This is a genomic window from Kitasatospora sp. NPDC101157 (assembly GCF_044768255.1).
GTDB lineage: Bacteria > Actinomycetota > Actinomycetes > Streptomycetales > Streptomycetaceae > Kitasatospora.
Genome location: NZ_JBIWPL010000036.1, coordinates 1 through 17,151, shown reverse-complemented (window position 1 = coordinate 17,151; position 17,151 = coordinate 1). Strand labels below are relative to the sequence as shown.

16 protein-coding genes and 1 pseudogene are annotated in these 17,151 nt (G+C 70.5%); 9 read left to right on the top strand and 8 right to left on the bottom strand.

Going from position 1 to position 17,151, the window contains the following annotated elements; genetic code table 11:
* Positions 1–147 precede the first annotated feature (147 nt).
* Positions 148–264 carry a hypothetical protein gene (locus tag ACIRVF_RS39150; RefSeq protein ID WP_402829159.1) on the top strand — a complete coding sequence of 39 codons (117 nt, stop codon included), beginning with the start codon at positions 148–150 and terminating at the stop codon, positions 262–264.
* Positions 265–531: 267 nt separating this feature from the next.
* On the opposite strand, the gene ACIRVF_RS39145 is transcribed toward ACIRVF_RS39150, so the two are convergent.
* Both ACIRVF_RS39145 and ACIRVF_RS39140 read right to left on the bottom strand, forming a co-directional pair.
* Positions 532–1,437 carry a phosphotransferase family protein gene (locus ACIRVF_RS39145; RefSeq protein ID WP_402829157.1) on the bottom strand — a complete coding sequence of 302 codons (906 nt, stop codon included), beginning with the start codon at positions 1,435–1,437 and terminating at the stop codon, positions 532–534.
* A gap of 33 nt (positions 1,438–1,470) precedes the next feature.
* A complete protein-coding gene (locus tag ACIRVF_RS39140; protein ID WP_402829155.1) occupies positions 1,471–2,823 on the bottom strand; it encodes a hypothetical protein in 1,353 nt (450 codons plus the stop codon).
* Positions 2,824–3,431: 608 nt separating this feature from the next.
* On the opposite strand from ACIRVF_RS39140, the gene ACIRVF_RS39135 reads away from it, so the two are divergent.
* Together ACIRVF_RS39135 and ACIRVF_RS39130 are read left to right on the top strand one after the other, a co-directional pair.
* A complete protein-coding gene (locus ACIRVF_RS39135) occupies positions 3,432–4,208 on the top strand; it encodes an ATP-binding protein (protein ID WP_402829154.1) in 777 nt (258 codons plus the stop codon).
* A 538-nt stretch (positions 4,209–4,746) separates the two neighbouring features.
* Positions 4,747–5,064, top strand: a complete 318-nt coding sequence (locus ACIRVF_RS39130; RefSeq protein ID WP_402829152.1) for a hypothetical protein — start codon at positions 4,747–4,749, stop codon at positions 5,062–5,064.
* A 17-nt stretch (positions 5,065–5,081) separates the two neighbouring features.
* On the opposite strand, the pseudogene ACIRVF_RS39125 reads toward ACIRVF_RS39130, so the two are convergent.
* The 4 genes and pseudogenes from ACIRVF_RS39125 to ACIRVF_RS39110 all read right to left on the bottom strand — a co-directional run.
* Positions 5,082–5,336 (bottom strand): annotated as a pseudogene (locus ACIRVF_RS39125) (transposase); the annotation flags it as partial.
* Between the two features lie 162 nt (positions 5,337–5,498).
* Positions 5,499–8,606, bottom strand: coding sequence for a hypothetical protein (locus ACIRVF_RS39120; RefSeq protein WP_402829150.1), 3,108 nt, complete (start codon positions 8,604–8,606; stop codon positions 5,499–5,501).
* A gap of 377 nt (positions 8,607–8,983) precedes the next feature.
* Complete coding sequence (locus tag ACIRVF_RS39115; RefSeq protein WP_402829149.1) at positions 8,984–9,163, bottom strand: hypothetical protein; 180 nt, start codon at positions 9,161–9,163, stop codon at positions 8,984–8,986.
* Between the two features lie 339 nt (positions 9,164–9,502).
* Complete coding sequence (locus tag ACIRVF_RS39110) at positions 9,503–9,859, bottom strand: helicase associated domain-containing protein (RefSeq protein WP_402829147.1); 357 nt, start codon at positions 9,857–9,859, stop codon at positions 9,503–9,505.
* A 6-nt stretch (positions 9,860–9,865) separates the two neighbouring features.
* Here ACIRVF_RS39110 and ACIRVF_RS39105 point away from each other — a divergent pair, with 6 nt between their 5' ends.
* From ACIRVF_RS39105 to ACIRVF_RS39080, 6 genes are all read left to right on the top strand, one after another.
* A complete protein-coding gene (locus tag ACIRVF_RS39105; RefSeq protein ID WP_402829145.1) occupies positions 9,866–10,456 on the top strand; it encodes a sigma factor-like helix-turn-helix DNA-binding protein in 591 nt (196 codons plus the stop codon).
* Positions 10,457–10,461: 5 nt separating this feature from the next.
* Complete coding sequence (locus tag ACIRVF_RS39100; RefSeq protein WP_402829143.1) at positions 10,462–10,671, top strand: hypothetical protein; 210 nt, start codon at positions 10,462–10,464, stop codon at positions 10,669–10,671.
* A gap of 17 nt (positions 10,672–10,688) precedes the next feature.
* Positions 10,689–11,165 carry a hypothetical protein gene (locus ACIRVF_RS39095; RefSeq protein ID WP_402829141.1) on the top strand — a complete coding sequence of 159 codons (477 nt, stop codon included), beginning with the start codon at positions 10,689–10,691 and terminating at the stop codon, positions 11,163–11,165.
* A 63-nt stretch (positions 11,166–11,228) separates the two neighbouring features.
* The gene (locus tag ACIRVF_RS39090) at positions 11,229–11,390 is read left to right on the top strand and encodes a hypothetical protein (RefSeq protein ID WP_402829139.1); all 162 of its coding nucleotides are present in this window, start codon (positions 11,229–11,231) and stop codon (positions 11,388–11,390) included.
* A 410-nt stretch (positions 11,391–11,800) separates the two neighbouring features.
* Complete coding sequence (locus ACIRVF_RS39085) at positions 11,801–15,028, top strand: CHAT domain-containing protein (RefSeq protein ID WP_402829138.1); 3,228 nt, start codon at positions 11,801–11,803, stop codon at positions 15,026–15,028.
* Entirely contained in the window at positions 15,025–15,909 is an 885-nt protein-coding gene (locus ACIRVF_RS39080) for a hypothetical protein (RefSeq protein WP_402829137.1), read from the top strand. The genes ACIRVF_RS39085 and ACIRVF_RS39080 overlap by 4 nt, the downstream gene beginning before the upstream one ends.
* A 107-nt stretch (positions 15,910–16,016) precedes the next feature.
* Here the strand turns inward: ACIRVF_RS39080 and ACIRVF_RS39075 are convergent, their stop codons facing one another.
* Entirely contained in the window at positions 16,017–16,391 is a 375-nt protein-coding gene (locus tag ACIRVF_RS39075) for a hypothetical protein (protein ID WP_402829135.1), read from the bottom strand.
* A gap of 344 nt (positions 16,392–16,735) precedes the next feature.
* Positions 16,736–16,894 (bottom strand): hypothetical protein, encoded by a 159-nt coding sequence (locus tag ACIRVF_RS39070; RefSeq protein ID WP_402829133.1) that lies wholly within the window; start codon positions 16,892–16,894, stop codon positions 16,736–16,738.
* Positions 16,895–17,151: the final 257 nt, after the last annotated feature.

The window sequence follows — 17,151 nt, the reverse complement described above, 5'->3', positions numbered from 1 at the left end:
CGCTCGGGCGATTGAGCGCCACACCATGCGCGACTCGTCCCGGACGGCGACTGCAATGTGACGTACGCCTCACCAGTCTGAGACCGGTCAGCCGGGCCGCAAGGAGGCCGCCGCCCAGGCGGCGGCCTCCTGGACGTCGACAGCAAGGTGCTCGACCCGGCCGTCGCCGAGACCGCCGGCGCGCTGACCCCGGTGCCCGGCGGCATGGGACCGGTCACCACCGCACTACTGCTCCGCCACACGGTGGCGGCAGCCGAGCGGTGATCGCGCGCGAGTAGAAGCGGTTCGTCCGGGCGAAGCCCAGCGGTCAGCCGGGGTTTGTCACGATGCCCCGGCCAGCCGCCGTCTCGCGGACGCCCGGTCCAGAAGCCGGTCAGGCCAAGCCTGGGCTGGCGGCGGGCTGGTGAACGGGGCAGCCCGGCGCGGGCCGGGCATCGACGGGCCCTCGGGCCACTCCGTTCGGGCGGGGACAGCAGATATGACGCGCCCCGAGTGCAACCGAATGGTCGATGCGGCGGATGGCGGGATGAGTCAGAGAATGGTCCAGAGCTGGTGGGGGTCGTTGCTGAGGATGCCCGCGATGCGGTGCCGAACTTCGGTGATGGTGGTAGACCCAGGCGCAGCACGTTTGGCGTTGGTGGTGATCATCCGCAGTTCTCGCAGCCTGGCCAGGACTGGGTAGCCGTCCCAGGTGGTGATGTCCAGGCCGTACTGGTGGGCGAACGCCGAGTAGTGCGACGGGCTGTAGCCGAATCGCCGGCAGTGGATCTCGATGGTGGCCAGGTCCCATTCCGGCTGCCCGAAGGCTGCGGTGTCCCAGTCACACAGGACGGCCTGGCCGTCGCTGGTGTGCAGTGCGTTGCGGTGCTGGGGATCGCCCTGGATGACCGAGGGCTGCAGCAGGTAGGTGACGCCAGCGAGATCCGTCTCGAGCTGGTCCAGACGGCGCTGGAGGTAGCTGAGTTCATTCGCGGTCAGAACGCTGGCGACAGCCAATGAGCGGCGGATGGCGGTCACCATGTCCACCGGAGGCAGTGCCATGGGCGGGTCGGTGAGTTGGTGCAAGGCTTTCAGCGGGCCAGCCAGCTGCTCGGCGGCAACGGGGTGGCTGGGCTGAGGCAGGTGGGTCCAGATCGTCGCGAGGTGGCTATCAACCTCGACCGGCTGGCAAACGGGGTGCAGGCCGACCGTCGGGAAACCCTCCGCGGTGAGCCACTCAACCAGGGCGACGGTTCGCCGGACGGATTCGGCGGGTGTGCCGCGCCGGGCGATCTTCACCACGACGCTTTCGCCGGGGAGGTGGTATACGGCGTTCGTGTGGCCTCGCAGCAGTATCGCGCCTTCAGGGCTGAGCCCAGCTGTGCGGCATGCCCGGTCGAGGAGGTCTGCCAAGTGCACGCCGCTGTAGCCGCCAGCGGTGACGTCGGTGATGGTCATGTGGGTCAGGTTTTCCTACGTCGTAGGCCGCTGTCATCCCTGCCCGGCAGGCAGGGCGAGCATCTCGGCGAGCTGCCGGGCCGGACGGCCCGACTGGAGCTGGGCGGGCAGTATGTCGATGACGTCCTGGGCCCGAGCACCGAGGATGGCGGTGCGATGCGAGGCCGGTACCTCACTGTAGGCGTGGACGGCCATCTGCAGCGCCTCCGTTGGGCTGTGGTCCGTCACCAGGCACATCGCCTCCTCGAGGCGAAGGAGAGCCGGGTCGATGCCGGTGTGCCCCTCGGGATAGAGGGACAGCGCCTGCTGCTGGGCGTGACGGGCTTTGGCGGTCTCCCCGAGAGCGGTGTGGGCTCCGGAGAGGTAGAGCCACAGGCGCCGCTCGGGAAAGGCCCAGGCGTCGTCCTGGGGCGTGTCCTGGCAGTGCTCGAAGAGGTCCTGCGCAAGGCGAATGGCCGCCTTGGCGTTGTCGGGGTCGCCGAGCCGGGCGAGCGACCGGGCCTCGGCTGCGACGGCGAACACTGCGGTCGGTCCGGGACGGCCGCGACTCAGCAGGCGAGCCTCGCGGGCGAGCTGGGCGGCGGCCAGGAGCGGCCCGTAGTAGTAGGGGAGCATTGCGGCCTGGACGCGGACGCGGGCTCGCAGCTCGGGGTTGCCGGCGTCGTCGGCGGCCAAGCGGGCGGTGCCGTACCAGCGTTGCGCTTCGGGCAGCCGGCCGAGCTTCATCATTGCGTCGGCCACGAGGGTGGAGGCGATCGCGATGAGCTCGGACAGGCGGGACTGAGCTGCGGCCGGCTGGCGCTCGGCGGCCAAGGCCTGGATGTCGTCCAGGTCGGCGAGCAGCAGTTCGATCATCTGTTCCGGGGGAGCGGTGACGTACAGGCACCGGGCCCTTTGGAGGCGTTCGTCGAGCAGGTCCAGTTCCCCGGGGCTGACCGTGGTGGTGGCCAGGGTGCGGTTGATCGCGCGCCGGGTCCGCTCGGCGCGGTCGTTCGCCGCCTCGGGTTGCTGTGGCTGTGGCGCGGGGGCAGCCGCCAGTGCGGCGGGGAAGGCCGTGATGTCCAGGCCCAGGTCGCTGGGCGATGCCTCGTAGAGGGCGCACAGCAGTCCCACAGCCCGCTCGCGGGGCCGGGTGCCGAGGTCCTCCCAGGTGCGCAGCTGCTCCCGGGTCCCCCGGAAGGGCGGTTGACCCCGCTCCTCGGCAAGTGCAGCCAGCCGGGTGACGACCTCGGGGCGGCTCCAGCCCCGGGCCTGCCGATGAGCGCGCAGGGCACTGATCGCGCAGCATTCCTGGAGCGCTGCCACCAACGCGGGCAGACCACGGTCGATCACTGCGGGAGATGTGCGCAGTCGCCTCACGCAGCCGCGCCCGTGACTATTCGTCATACCGGCCATTGTGCGTCCCCGGCAGCCCCTGAAACGCGGATCGCCGCAGAGCCGGGCCGAAACGGCCCGATTTCACCGCGCGGACCGGGTCAGGCGCCGGAGACGGCCCAACATTGCGCCTGGATCGAGTCCTTCGGCTCAACTTCGGATAGTTGCCGAGCGCGCGTGGCGCAGCGAGTCTTGCCACCCCGAGCAGCAACCCGGGAGTTATCCACCGTCCACGCCGCTGCGCCCGGCCGGTCGGCGGCACCCAGAACGCGACGGCAGCGGAACACCGCCTGGCGTCTCCCGGAGTCGAGAGAGGAAGAAGAGCCATGGTCCGGCGGTTACCCGCCCGGCGAGCGTGCGTTGATGTCGTACCGGGAGCCCCTGCCGTTCTCGATAACGGCCCCGTGAACGCAGTGTTCTGCACAGCCGTGCCCCCTGCGGAGGGAGCGGCATCGGGCAGCGACCTGACCGCCCAGGCCCGGGCCGACGGCGCACCTGACCCGGTGAAGACCCAGAGCAGGCCCGCCCCCACGGTTGAGGAGTTCGTTCGTACGGTCCTCCCGGGGATCACCCGCGCGGTGTGCACGGGATTGCCTCTGCCCCCGGACGCTTCACCGGAGGTGCGACAAGCCGCCTGGCAGATCGCCAGTCTGCTCCGCCGCGCTCAGGACGACGCCCGGCAGGACTTGCTGGCCGGCGTCAGGCCGTTGCGCGCCGTCCTGACCGAGCAACGTCGACGTCTCGACCAGCGGCACGCCGTCGTCACCGATCCCGAACAGCTCAAGGACGTGGTGGCGGTCGACCACGCCAACGCCATGGCGCTGCGGGCTGCCCGGCGCGCCAGCGTTCTCGCTGGCGGCCCCTGGCCCCAAGGGCGCACCGCTGCGGTGCCGCTCCTCGAGGTCGCACGGGGCGCCCAGTGCACGATCGCCCACTACCAGCGCGTCCTAGTCGGCCCGAGCGACGCTGCCCTCGCCGTGCCGGGCGCGGTGGTCGAGCCGCTGCTCGCCGCGATCGCCGAGTTGCTGGACAACGCCGCGCGAGCCGCGACCGTGGTCGACGGCGCCGCGACGATGACGGTCGAACCCGCCGCGCAGGGCGGCGCCGTGGTGACCATCACCGATCCCGGTCCCGGGATGGACGACCTCACCCTCGCACACGCCCTCGCTCTACTGGGGTACCGCCCGCCGCTTCCCGCACCGACCAGCAGCCGACCGCTCGGCCTGCGGACCGTCGCACTGGCCTGCGTCGCGTTCGGCTTCCGCGCAGACCTCGCCTCCGTTGCGGGGACCGGCACGCGTGCCCGCCTTCACCTGCCCGCCGCTGCCGTCACACAGCCCCCGCCCGCACCGGCAGCCGAACCCGGCACGCCGCCCGCCCACGCCTCCCATCCCTGAAGGACGAGCAACCCGTGTCCCTCTTCTCGCAGCGCATCACCGGCGCTTCGCGCGCCCTCGAGCCCCAGCAGCTGGCCGACCTCGTCACCGGTATCCCGAACACCACCACCGCCCTGCAGGTCAGCCCGGACGGACTCGTCCTCGCCCACTGGCGGAAGAGGGCGTGGTGTGTGACGCTCTGTCCATGGCCGAGGGCCGGAGCGTGGCGACAGGCAGCATCATGTCGTTCGAACACCGGGATCGTTCACGCCTCGAAGGTAAAGAGTTTCGGAGCGTCACATTCCGAGGTTTGGGAACCGACTTCGCGTAAAAGCGGTCCGATCGGGCCGGGCCATGGCGGCGGTGCGCGCCACCGGCGCCCCGGAAGCTTCAACTCATGACGATCGCCCGAGCCGGCTCTCGAACACCGGAACCCGAGCACGGCGGGACAGGCAGATCCAGTGGCCGCGGCCGGGCGCCCGGCCGCGCGGCCGGGCGAAGGAGCCGGTGGCGAGGCGCAGCCCGGCGCGGGATTGGGTCACACGTACGATTGCCTGCCGTGGGCGACAAGAAGAAGACCTATGAGTACCCGGACCGGCTGATCAAGGCGCAGCGGGCTCTGGTGGCTGTGCAGGCCGAGCGCCGCGCCTACCTGGCCGCGCTGCCGTCGTGGAGCGGCGATCTGGAAGCCGCTCGGCAGGGGCTGAGTGAGGAGCAGCTGGCCGAGTCTGCCCGGTTGGAGGAGGCCGAGCGGCAGGCCTCTCATGCGGTGTGGGCCGACGAGCACTGGGCCAAGCTGTCCGGCGAGGACCGCGTTGCGGCCCGCAGCCAGCTCAAGCACATCGACGACGAGCCGGCCGAGGAAGCGGCAGCGTAGCGGGCGGGGTCGTCGGCGTGCAGGCGCCGCCAGACTCCGGCCTCTGTCCAGTCCCGTAGCCGGCGCCAGGCCGTGACCCCGGAGCACCCGACGGTCTCGGCGGGGACATCGCGCCAGGCAACGCCGGTCCGCAGCACGTACAGGGTGCCAGCGAGAGCCGCCCTGTCCGGAACACGTAGTCGCCCGGGATGGCGGTGGCGCCGTTCGGGAGCGGGTGGCAGCAGCGGCGCCACCCGCTCCCACAGGTCGCCCGAAACAGGATCAACACGCATCCGGAGACCCTGCCTACCAGGATCGCCGAACGCAAGAGCCGCTGCTCAAGTCTTCTGAAGCGGAAGACCTGGAAGAAGCTCCGGCATACCCACGTGATGGGTGTTGCTGTTCGGATTGTGGGGCGGGCCCGGGTGGTGGACCGGGCCGGCTCGCCGTGATGATCAGGCTGTCGTTGCGGATCCGCCGCTGGTCTGCGCGTTGGAGCCGCTGCTGGCGGGAGTGCCGGAACTGCTGGCGGCCGATGCGTCGGGCTTGGGGGCCGACTCGGTCTTGGCGCCCTGGTTCAGCATGCCGCCGAGGGCGCTGAGGTTGCCGCCTCCGCCGGTCACCAGCGGTGCCGCCTTGCCGGCGGCGTCGACCGCGATCTGAGCCATCTTCTCCACGTGTTCAGTAGCGGTCTTCAAGGCCGCCTGAGCGCGTGCTCCCGCGTCCTTGTCGTTGCTCGCGGCGGCCTCGATGCCCTTGGTGAGCACCTGGCTCATGCTGTTGAGGCCGCTCATGTCGCGGAACAGGTTCGCGGTGGCGATGGCCTGCGCCGTCTGGAGGCCGACCGGGTCGGGCATCGTCACTAGTGGCGTGAACTTCGCCTGGGAGACGCCCATGCCGGCCGCCGTGGTGTCGAGGTTCTGCGCGCGCGATGCGGTGGAGATCGGGGCGATGTCGGCCGGGGTGATCTGGATGGGCGAGTCCTTCCAGTTCCAGAAGCGGGTGAGGTCGATCTTCTCGGCCGCGTTGGACCGGCCGAGGACGGCCTCGGCGAAGACGCCGTTGGTGGCGATGGCTATCGTGTTGGTCACCGGCGTCCCGAACGTGTTGTCTCCGGCCTGGCGGGACTTGGTCCACTCCTCGCGTTCCTGCTCGCTGGCGAAGTTCCAGCGGAAGCCGAGGTAGTTGCCGGTGGCGGCGATCGGCTTCGGGTCCAGCAGCATGCCGAGCGGAACGGGCGCCGCGGTCGAACCCGCTGGCGTGTAGGAGTAGTTGGCGAGGATACGGCTGAGCGTCAGCTCGTCGGCGTTGGCCCAGACGGCCTGGCTGTAGTAGCGGCGGTTGTCGTTCAGGTGGTCCAGGACCGCCTGGGACACGGTCCCGCCCCGCACGTAGAAACCGAGCGACGAGACGAAGGTACGGCTGCCGGACTTCACCGTCGAACCGAACAACCCGCAGATGGCCGCGCCGCCGGCGTCCACGGACAGGTCGGGCGGGACGGTAGCGCTCGCGGCGATCCCGAAGTTGGCCACGCCCGAGGTCATCTTCAGGCGCAGCCCGGTGAGGCTGCCGCGGGCGGTCGTGCCGGACCAGGCGTCGACCGAGAGCAGCTTGTCGGCGCCGCCGAAGGTGTAGGAGTTGTGCTGCTGCACGCCGGAGTCACCGGTGTCGCCGCAGCTGAAGGTGTGGCTCGGGAAGACCACCTGGATGCCGCGGATGCCGGCACCGTCGTACCAGACGTCGATCCTGGACGCGGAGGAGGGGTCGTCCTTCGGCCGGTCGTCGAAGGCTGTCGGTGCCTCTCCCACCTGGATCCGGTTCAGCGTCCCGTCGTTCATGAGCACCCAGTAGTCCCCCTTGACCGCCGAGGCGATCTGCGCCACCCCGACGATGTTCTGGAGGCCACCGGTCGTGGGCCGAACCAAGGACGTCCCACCGGGTTCCGCCACGAAGGGCCAGGTCTCGGTGGTGGACTGGGACTGGACGACGGCCCAGACCGCACCGTCGGGAGCGGCGGACAGACGCTGCACGCCCGGCCCGCCCCGTTGCAGCCAGCCGTCGCCGCTGCGCTCGTACAGGGCCCCCTGCCGGCAGTACCACACCTTCCAGTGAGTGGTGACGGCGAGATCATCGGCCACGATGCCCATGCTCGCCCAGACGCCCTTCGCGTTACGCCACCAGAGGTTGTTGTCCGTGCCGACGATGTAGATGACGTCGTCCCCGCCGGCGGCGATGCGCAGCCCGTGGCCAGCCCCTGATTCGACCTGCCAGGTCGTCCCGTCGAACTGCATGACCGCCTTGTCGCTCGCCCTGAGCGCCCAGACGTAGTTCTTGCCCGGTGCGATCCGGGTCAGGCCGCCGCTCAGTCCTGTGGTGGGCAGCGGACTCCACTTCTGGGCCACGGGATCGAACCGCATCGGGTTGCCGTCAGCCTTGCGCACCCCGTACACGCCCATGGGCGAGGCAGCGATGTCGACCAGATCCACCCCGTCGAACCGCTGCCTGTCCGGCACCTCCGGCGCCTTGCACGGGGCGAGCTTGCGCACGGTGGTGTCGAACGGGTTCGCCGCACGGATCTTCGCCGCCCAGTCGGTCGGCGCCACCGACGCGAGCACCTCCCGGTAGCGTTGCAGGCTGTTCTGGGTGAAGGTGAGCTCCTGCAGCGGGATGAACAGACAGCGTTCCAGCTTGGTCGGCTTGGTCGTCACGTTGTAGACCTGAACGACCTCGTAGTACTGCACCGACATCGCGTGCATGTGGTTGTAGTTGGTGACGACCCGGGTGAGGACCTGGTCCTTCTCCGTCTGCGTCGTCTCCCGTACGACCGTCATGTTCCGGCTGCGGGCAGCGGTCGCCAACTGCTGGGTCCGCGCGCTGATCCGCTGCGACGCCTCGTTCGCGACCGACCGCACGCCCGTGGAGCGCGACACCGAAGTCGCGAATCCGGCGTTCGACGAGTTGCTCCAGCTGCCGCCGACGCCGCCGAAGGCCGTGGCGATGCCGCCGCTGCCGCCGGAGCTGGACGACTCGCTGGCCTGGATCGCCAGGGAGTCGCCGTACTGCTCCTCGCGGGCGATCGCGTTCGCGACCTCGCTGATCGACCGGTTCTGGTCACTGGTCGCGGAGAACGCCTCGTTCTCGGCCGCCGCCTCGGTACCGGTGGCCTTGGTGGTGCGCTGCCAGTCGACGACCGCGACCTTGGTGCTCTCGCCGGGCGCGAGCGCGAGGCTGTGCAGCAGCCGGCCGAGCGTGACGCCCTGGGCCGACCAGCTCTGCTCCGTGGTGACGATCATGCCCTCGGCCGGCCGGTCGTAGAACGGCAGGTTCTCCTCGCCGAGGTCGATGGCGCCGGTCAGCGTGCGCGCTGGCTTCGCCCCGGGGATGTCGGTGAGCACCACCGAGCGGTACCGGACGATCTCCGTCGGGTAGTTGCCGGTGGAGGGGAGCAGGTCCGTCGGGGTCGCGCCGTCGAGCATCGCCTTGTCCACTTGGAACGCGGGCGACGTACCCGCCGGGGTGGTCGCTGGTGTGGTGGCGGGTGTTCCGGTGCTCGGGGTGGTCATCACGTGTCCCGTCTGCGGAGATAGGGGGAGAGGCCGCCATAGCTGCCAGGCCCTACGGCGCCTGGCGCAAAGGCGAACGACGCCTTCCGGTCTGCTCGAAGCTACACATTTCGATCACGTCAGCGGCACGCTTTGCGGGAAATGGCCGGAACCGGCGCCCGGCTCAACAGCGCTGCTGCAGAGCGAGTTTGAGGATATGGCCGCCCGCGCCCGGGTGCCGGTTCCTCGCCGCGAGGACCGCATGCCCGCTGACCTCGAAGCTCCACGACGGCGTAGCGGGCGGGGTCGTTGAACGCGATAGCGTCGACTGTCTGGTGGTGGTCGACGCCATCGGTGCCTGCCGGAGAGTTCCTGTCATCGGGGCGTCGGGCCGGTGGTCACTGGGGTCGTGGGAAGTGCCGGTCGAGGATCTTTGTCCAGGTCGGCAGGGCGACGAAGCGGCTGGTGTCGTCGGCCTGGGCCTGGACGAGTTCCAGGAGGCCCGTGGCGAACGGGGCCGCGGCGGCGTCGTCCGGGAGCGTTTGCGCGGCATCGCGCAGTCGGCGGTGCGCGGCCAAAAGCGCCTCCTCGGCCCGGGCCTGCTGTTCCTTGACCTCCTGGGCGCTGGCCTCCCCAGGATTTGTTGGATCGTGTAGGCGGGGCACTCGCGGGTGTGCCAGGTCTCGATGGTGCCGCCGGTACCGGTCGCGAGAGTGCGGATGTCGCCGCTGTCCGGGCTCGCCTGGCAGTCCTCGCACTTGATAAGGCGGTGGGTGTTCGGCTGCTCGGCGTGGGGGCCGGTCACAGGGCACCGGTTCCTTCCCGTGCTGCGGGCCGGGTGTGGGGCCCCGGCCCGGGAGCGCCTGTCCAACGCCCGCCGAACAGCACGGTCAACACCTTGGGGCGGGCCCGATCCGTCAGAACGTGCTGCGGCGTACGACGGGCCGCCCGGGCCGCTCCTGCCCCGGGCCGCGCAGCGCAGTAGCGGCGGTGCGGGTGCGCTCCAGCCAGCCCATGACCTGGCGCAGCGTGGCGGGGTCGAGGGTGCGGGTGAGGTCGCGGACGGCCAGGAGCGCGGTCTGCTGTTCGGTCAGCTTGCCCTCGGAGCGGGCCTTGCCTTGCTTGCGCAGCCAGGCGCCGGGCCGGAACGCCGGGTCGTCGCCCAGGCCGGTGCGGTTGACCGGGCCGTCGAGGGTGCCGCCGGCGGCGAGGTAGGCCAGCAGGCGCCGGTACGACCTGTTCCAGTCCGGCTCCAAGCGCCACAGCTCGTCCACGCGACCGTGGTCGCCGCCACCGGATCCGGCAAGACCCTGATCGCGGCCGGCTGCGCCCGGCGCCTGGCCGCGCGGGGCGTCGTCCTGGTCCTGGTGCCGACGATCGAACTCCTGGAGCAGACGGCCGAGGCCTGGTCGCTGAAGGGTGGGCGCCGGGGCCTGGCGGTGGCAGCCTGTTCGCGGGAGGAGGCGCTGGAGAGCGCGGAGGCGGGCGGGCGGATCCGGGCGCAGGTGTCGACGCAGGCCGCGCGGATCGCCGACCTGGTCGCCTCGGCTAGGCCCGGTGAGCCGGTGACGGTGTACGCGACCTACGCGTCCCTGGAGCGGATCGTCCAGGCCGACATCGACGCCGACACCACCGACCTGGAGACCGGCGTCTCGGTCGCGGCCGCGGTCCTGGAGCTGTCCGGCGCCAAATTCGACGTCATCATCCTGCGCTACCTCAACCGCTTCACCGTCGAGCGCACCGCCCGCGCGATGGGCATCGACGAGAACACCGTCCGCTCCCTCACCTCCCAGGCCAAGGCGAAGATCCGAGCCCGCCTGGCCCCCCGCCGCCTGCTGCGCCCCGGTACCGCCAAGGACGATCAGGAGTGATCCCGGTGACCCGCACCATCGACCTCGACCGGCTGCTGGAGGCCGCCGGTCCCGCTCCCGACGCCCGTCCCCGCTACGACCTCGAAGCAGGCCGCCGGCACATCGCCGACCGGCAGGCCACCCGCCGGGCGGCAGCCGCCAGCCGCGCCCCGCCCCGCCCGCGCGGCGGGAACCGCCGGCGCGGTACCTGCTCGACGACGCCGGCCGGGACCTGAAGGCCCTGACCAAGCTGGTGATCAACGAACCGGACGCCTGCACCTGGCTCGACAACCTCGTGACCCGGTGGGAGCCGCGCGGCGGCCTGGTCTTCGGCTGCCTGCTCGACCTCACCGGCCAGCCCTTCGACGCCCAGTGGTGGTGGCAGTTCGCCGCCGGCGCCGGGAACCTCACCGCCGCGTACTGCCTCTACCTGCACCACATCCGCATGGGTGAACTGCGTGACGCGGAGCACTGGTTCCACCAGGCCGCCCGCCTCGACGAAGACGCACCGGCCCCGGTGCCGCCCGCGATGCCGGACGTGCCCGGCTACCCGTACCTGGCGGCGCTCATGGCCCCGCCACTGCCCGACACCACCGGCCTGCCGAGCCCGGACCACGCCCTGCGCGAGGCCATCGACGATCTGCCCGGAGCCCACAGCGAGATGTGCGGGCCCTTCAGCCTGCCCACCGGCGACATCGCCCACCAGCTCCAGGAACTCGCCGCCCACTGACCCGCCGGGCCCGCCCCACCGACCGCGCGGGCTCGGCCCCGCACCGGCCCCAGGAGACTCCCTGTGCTCACTCACGACCCCGCAATCCTCGCCCTGGCCACCTCGGCCGCCGGCTACCTGGCCACCGTGACTGTCCTCGCGCTCACCGCGATCGCCGCCCCCACGCCGACCCGCCGACGAGAGGCCCGCACCATCGTGGCCCTCCTGCTCAACCGCAAGTCCTGACCTGCCTAGCCGAAGCGGGTGACCGCCGTCTGCGCTGGTGCCGACGGCGGTCAGGCCGCTCTCGTGGACCAGGACCGGCCCGCTGAGGACGAAGGTGACGTCCTCGTCCACGCCGCCGTCCTCGCCGTCCTCGCCGTCCTCCGGCCTCGGGACAAGGGACAGCCATGAGCGCTCAGCGCGTGATTCTCGCGCCGTTGTCTGGCAGGGCGGGCGAAAGCGCGCTGGGGCGGCTGACGGTTGCCGAGCGGTTGCACGCTCCCGATCTGCTCCCCGCCACCCCGCAGCGGACGCCGATCTCGTGCGGTGCCCGCCAGCAGCCTTGATACGACCGGCGCACGGGAGACGGAGAGTCCCGGGATAGATCAAGGACTCGGGTTGGTCGGGGGCGGAGTGCCTGGAAGGATGGGAACGTGCAGACGCTGCGCATCCACCACCGCGATCGGGACGGTGCCCGGGTGGTCGAGCTCGGCTGGGACGGCGACCGCGTTACCGTCCCCTTCCGGCCCGCGGTCGACCGGTTCCTTCTAGAGGATCTGCGCTGGTACCACGAGAACTATCTGGAGAACTGGGCCGCCGCGTCCAAGGGCGGCGTCGCCCGGGTTCGCCGCGACCAGCGCGCGATCGGTGAGGCGCTGTACCAAGCACTGTTCACCGGCGACGCCGCCGCCCTCGCGGGCGGGGTGCATGCCGCCGGCGACCGGCTGAGGGTAGAGATCCGAGACGACGTGCACGACGCGGCCGTGCCATGGGAGCTGCTAGCGGACCCCGAGACCGAGGAGCCGCTGGTCATGCAAGCGGCTGCCTTCGTGCGGACAGTCGGTGACGTCGCGGAGGTGGCGCCGGCGGAGCGGGCCGTGCGGCGGATCCTGCTGGTGATCAGCCGGCCGGGCGGCGCACAGGACATCGGGTACTGGGCCGTCGCGTACGAGCTTTGGCGTACGCTCGGTGCACTGCCACACGTCAAGATCGACGTGCTGCGCCCGCCAACCTACGACGCGCTGATAGAGCGATTGTGCGCCGCTGCGGCCGCGGGGGTGCCATACACGGCAGTCCACATTGACGGCCATGGCACGATCCTGAACCCGTTTGGCGGCCCGCAACATACCGGCTATCTGGTCTTCGAAAGCCCCAGCCATGACGAGCCCGACCTCATCGATGGCACGACCCTGGGCCACGAACTCGCCGCTAATGACGTCCTGCTGCTGACCATGAACGCCTGCCGATCAGCCGACACAGCGGGCGGCGACCGGTACCTGAGGGCCGCGCCCGCCGAGTCCACCGGCCAGCCGTCGATTGCCGAGGAGGTCGTCGCCGCAGGCGTCCCAGCCTGTGTCGGCATGAGCCGCGAGGTCTACCCAGGCACGCCGTCCTGCTTCTTCGCCGCGTTCTACACGGCGCTGCTCAACGGTGACAGCCCGGGTGCGGCGGCCCGGGAGGCGCGGCGGCGGCTGCAGGCCGAGCCGTTCTCCGCCGGTGTCTACCGCTCGGGGAGCCCGCCCGTCGACGACTGGTGCATCCCGGTCGTGATCGAACGGGCTTCCGTTCGGCTCGCCGCCTTACCCGGCGCGCCGGCGCGACCGGCCGGCCTGCTGGACGGCGTTCCCACGGAGCTCGGCACGCCGGCGGTCATGGGTTTCGACCAGGCCGTCCTGAGATTGGAGGATCAGCTCGACCGGGCCAGGATCGTTCTCATCCACGGCCCGCTGCTCGCGGGCAAGAGCCGGCTGGCCGTCGAGTACGCTCGCTGGTGGTCCTCCACATCGCCCGAGCCCCGCCCGGTGACCTACCTGCGCCTCGACGGTGACGACGCCGCGCTCGAGGGGCGCGCGCCCGACGATCTGGAGGGTGGCCTGCTGGTGCTTGACCAGGCCGACCGGGCCGGGCCAGCCGCGTCCGCGCTCGTGCGCCGGGCGGCTCGCACCGGCTGGGTGATCGTGACCGCGCGCTCGCCAGACCAGCCATGGCTGCCGGAGCACCAGCATCTCAAGCCGGACAACCTGCCGATGGGCCGGCGGGCCCTGCTCGGTGCGCAATGGGCCCGCACCACCGGCCGCCGGTACGACGTGCAAACGTTCCGCCCGCTGGTGCATTTCTGCGGAGGCATGCCCGGAGTTCTTCTGCTACTGCTGAACGCCGCATACGACCGCGTCGCCGACGGCGTTGACGCCAATGAGGTGTCCAAGTGGCTAAAAGAGGCAAGGTGGGATCGCCTCGCCGATCTCGGGACGGACGCGATCGCGCGGGTGGCCGAGAACGCCGCAGCGGATCTGCGGGCCCGTCTCGACGCTAGGGAGCTCGCCCTGATCCCGTACGTCGCCCGGTTCAACGGTTTCTGTGACGCCTCGTCTGTAAGCCAGTTGGTGACCGTGGTGACGGGCGCTCCAGTGCCCGAACGCGTCGCGGCCCGGCTGATGAAGCGCCTGCTAGCGGCTGGCCTTATGGAGGAATCCAGTACCCACCGGCCGGGCTGGTGGCTGCATCCGCTGCTCAAACTCGTGGCGTCGAGGCTCCCGCAGGATATAGACGCCGACCTGGACGGCGCACTCATCACCACGATAGCCAGCGTGACCAAGCGCCTCACCACCGAGCTCTTCGCCGTGCCCCTGGCCGTCAGCGAGCTGCTCTTGAATCACAAGCAGAACCTGGCCGACACGCTGTGGATGGCCATGGAGCGCCAGACCGTCGAGTCGATCGTGGACCTGACCGAGGCCCTCTGCGTCTCGTGCCGGTACGAGGGTGACGTCGATCTGGCCGGCCGGGTCCTCGACCGGGCGCTGCTGCACGTCCTGGAGCGCAATACGTTGACGCCCCAGCTGCAAGCGGGCGAGCTCGCCGCCCGGGTCTGGTACCAGGCGATCTGGGTCAGCGCGTACTGGCCGTATCAGCCTCGCCCGGGGCAGTCCCCGTTGCCCCTGCTTCCGCCCGAGGACGATCACTTCGCGGCGGGCCTGTACCTGCGGTCCATCGGCGACTTCGCCCGGGCGCTCAACGCCTTCACCGCCGAGATGGCGGAGCCGGCCGCGCGACCGCGCTACCGGCCGGGCGATCCGGACTGGCACATAGCCGAGATCATCCTGACCGCCGCCGATGACGCCCTCCTGCCGACCGGCCTGGACCATGTGCGACGCAGCCTGGAGGCCCGACCGCCCGAGGATGTGCTAGGCCAGGCCACGTCACGTGTGCTGGAGGCCCGGCTCCGTTTCCGCTCCCTGACAACCGGCGACCTCTTCGCAGACGAACTCCTTCCGTTGGAGGACGCCGCGGCCCTGGATGAGATTGCCGCGCTGGTGAAGGAGGCGATGGCGGAGCAGGGTGGGCGGTCCGCGGAGAACCGCTCCCACGCCGAGATGATCTTCAGCTTCGTGCTCCTCGGGCGCGGCGAACTCACGAGAGCCGTGGGTGCCTTCGAGCACAGCGTGCCCGAGCTGATCCGGCTACGGGACCCCAACCTCTGGCAGTACCTGTGGCGCTTCGCACGCAATCTCCTCCACTACGGGTGGATCTCCCGCGGCCACGAGACGGCGGTCGCGGCGTTCCATTCCGCCAGGCAGACGGGCGGCGCGCTCTGGGAAGTGCCCACCCGGATCCGCGAGTTCAACCAGCGACTTGAAGCAACCCACCCGGAGCTGAGGACATGAGCGACCCCTTCGGCGGCATTCCACTCGCCGCCGCCCTGACAGACGAGCAGTTGTCCGACCGGCTTGGCGAGCCGGTCCTCAGCGGCCGCAACACCGCCAAGAGCGGCGTTGGCCGCTTCGCGTTCGAATGGCTCGGCGGGGCCCCGCCGTGGCGGCACACGTCGCACACCATCGGATTCATCCCGGCAGGCGCGCCCGGTGACGGCGCAATCCGGCCCGTCAGCCGGGTCGAGGCCGATCCGTCGCTCAAGAACGCCCGGCTGCGCATCACTCTGGACGGGCTGCGGGTGGCAGACTACCCGGGCGGAGGGATCCACCGCGTCCTGTTCAACTTCTTCGTGCAGAACCGCACCGACACCGGCGTCGAGGACGTGAACTTCAACGCCACCTACCGCATCCGCGAGGGCGACAGTGCCGCCGTCATCAACTTCCCCATCTTCACCGGAGTGGCACCGTTCGAGACCGGCCTCGCCATCCGCTGCTACACAGTGAACGTCAAAAACGACAACGACGAGCTGTTCCTCGACCTTCTCGAGTCCGACGTCCTACGGCAGGGACTCACCCTCGCCGCCGTCGCCCAACCGGCGATCAAGCCGCTGTCCGACCTCGCCGTCGGCATGGCCAAGGCGATCGCCACCCGCCGACGCAACGTACCCGTCCAGGACGTCCACCTCGGCCTCGACTTCGGCGGCCCAACAACCGGCGCGCGCTTGGCCACCGGGTCGTACGTCGCGGTGCAGGTGCCGGCGGCGTTCCAGCGCTCCTGGCGCTGGCCGGACTGGACCTACGACGCGGATACGGGCCAGATCGCCAACACGGCCGGCGACCCGATACCACTCAACTACTTCATCCTCGGTGTCAGCCGCACCCTGGACGCCTGACGGGCCAGGTTCTGAGGGTGTCCCGGGCAGACCGTCGTCCGGGTCCGTCAGGTGGCCGCGCGGCAGCGCATCGGCATAGAAGCGGCGGGCCGCACCTTCGGTGTCGCCTATGAGCCCGACTTGACGTGGATGTACGGCGGGAATGCCTCTTCCCCGAACTCCAGCTTGCCTTTCACCTGGTACCCGAAGGTGACCAGGATGCCCGCGATGGCAGCGGTCAGCACGTGGGCCGCGTGCGAGGCCTCGGTGAACACGTCATCGAATGCCGGGCTCGTAGTGTCTCCGGTGGGCCGGTTCCAGACCAGGGTGAGGGAGTCGTCGTTGACTGCCAGGCTCATTCCGTCCGGCCCCTGCCCACGCTCGTCCGTCATCAGGTGGACAGGAATGCCGATACGGGTGAGGTCGCGCCATACCCGCGCAGCCAGAGCGGCGTTGGGATGGCCATCGAACTGGCGAAGCGCGGGCGGAAGTGCGGTGGTCATCCAGGCAGACTAGCCACCGGCGGGAGCGGTGTGAATCGCCTGTAGCAAGATCAACAGCCGTACCTTCAGGACGTTGAGGCCCGGTGTGTGCAGCGGGCCAACCCAGCCCGTCCCGACTGACCCGGGCGCCCTGCGAATACGACTCGAACAGGGCATCGGCGATCCGCTCGAACGCCGCACGCGTCGCCTGCTGCGCGCGGCCGTCCGTCTCGGGGCCGACGTACGGGGCGGCCGACGCCAGCACCGGGAATACGGGCCACGACCAGTGGCCGTTCCGACGACCGCTGAAACAGTACGTGCGCGCCGTAGGAGCTGACAGCCTGGCCCCGCCGGGCGCCAGGCTGTCAGCCTGCGGTCTCAAGCTGATGGACTGTCGGCCGATCCTGCCGGAGCTCGGTGACGAGGGCGGTGGCAGTCACCATGGCGACAACGCCCAGACAGGTGGGCCCGTGCCGGACGAGGATCCGGTTGACCACGGCGAGCAACAGGTCTTGCAGTTCCATCTCGGTTTCAGCACCGCCACACAGTAGGCCCGCAACCGGACCGCCCAGATCTCGAGGCCGCCCAGCGGGTGCCGCAGCCCCGGGCCCCTTGCTGGTGGGTGTGGTGGGTGGGTTGGGGCGTTGGTCGGTGTGGCCGGGCCCTGCGCTGTGCTTCTTATAGCCCTTAGAAGTCATCTCATTTGGAAGGTCTGCAGTGGCCGATGAAAGGGGACGGCGCTGGCGAACCTGATCTCGTGTGTGAGGATCAGGCCAGGTGC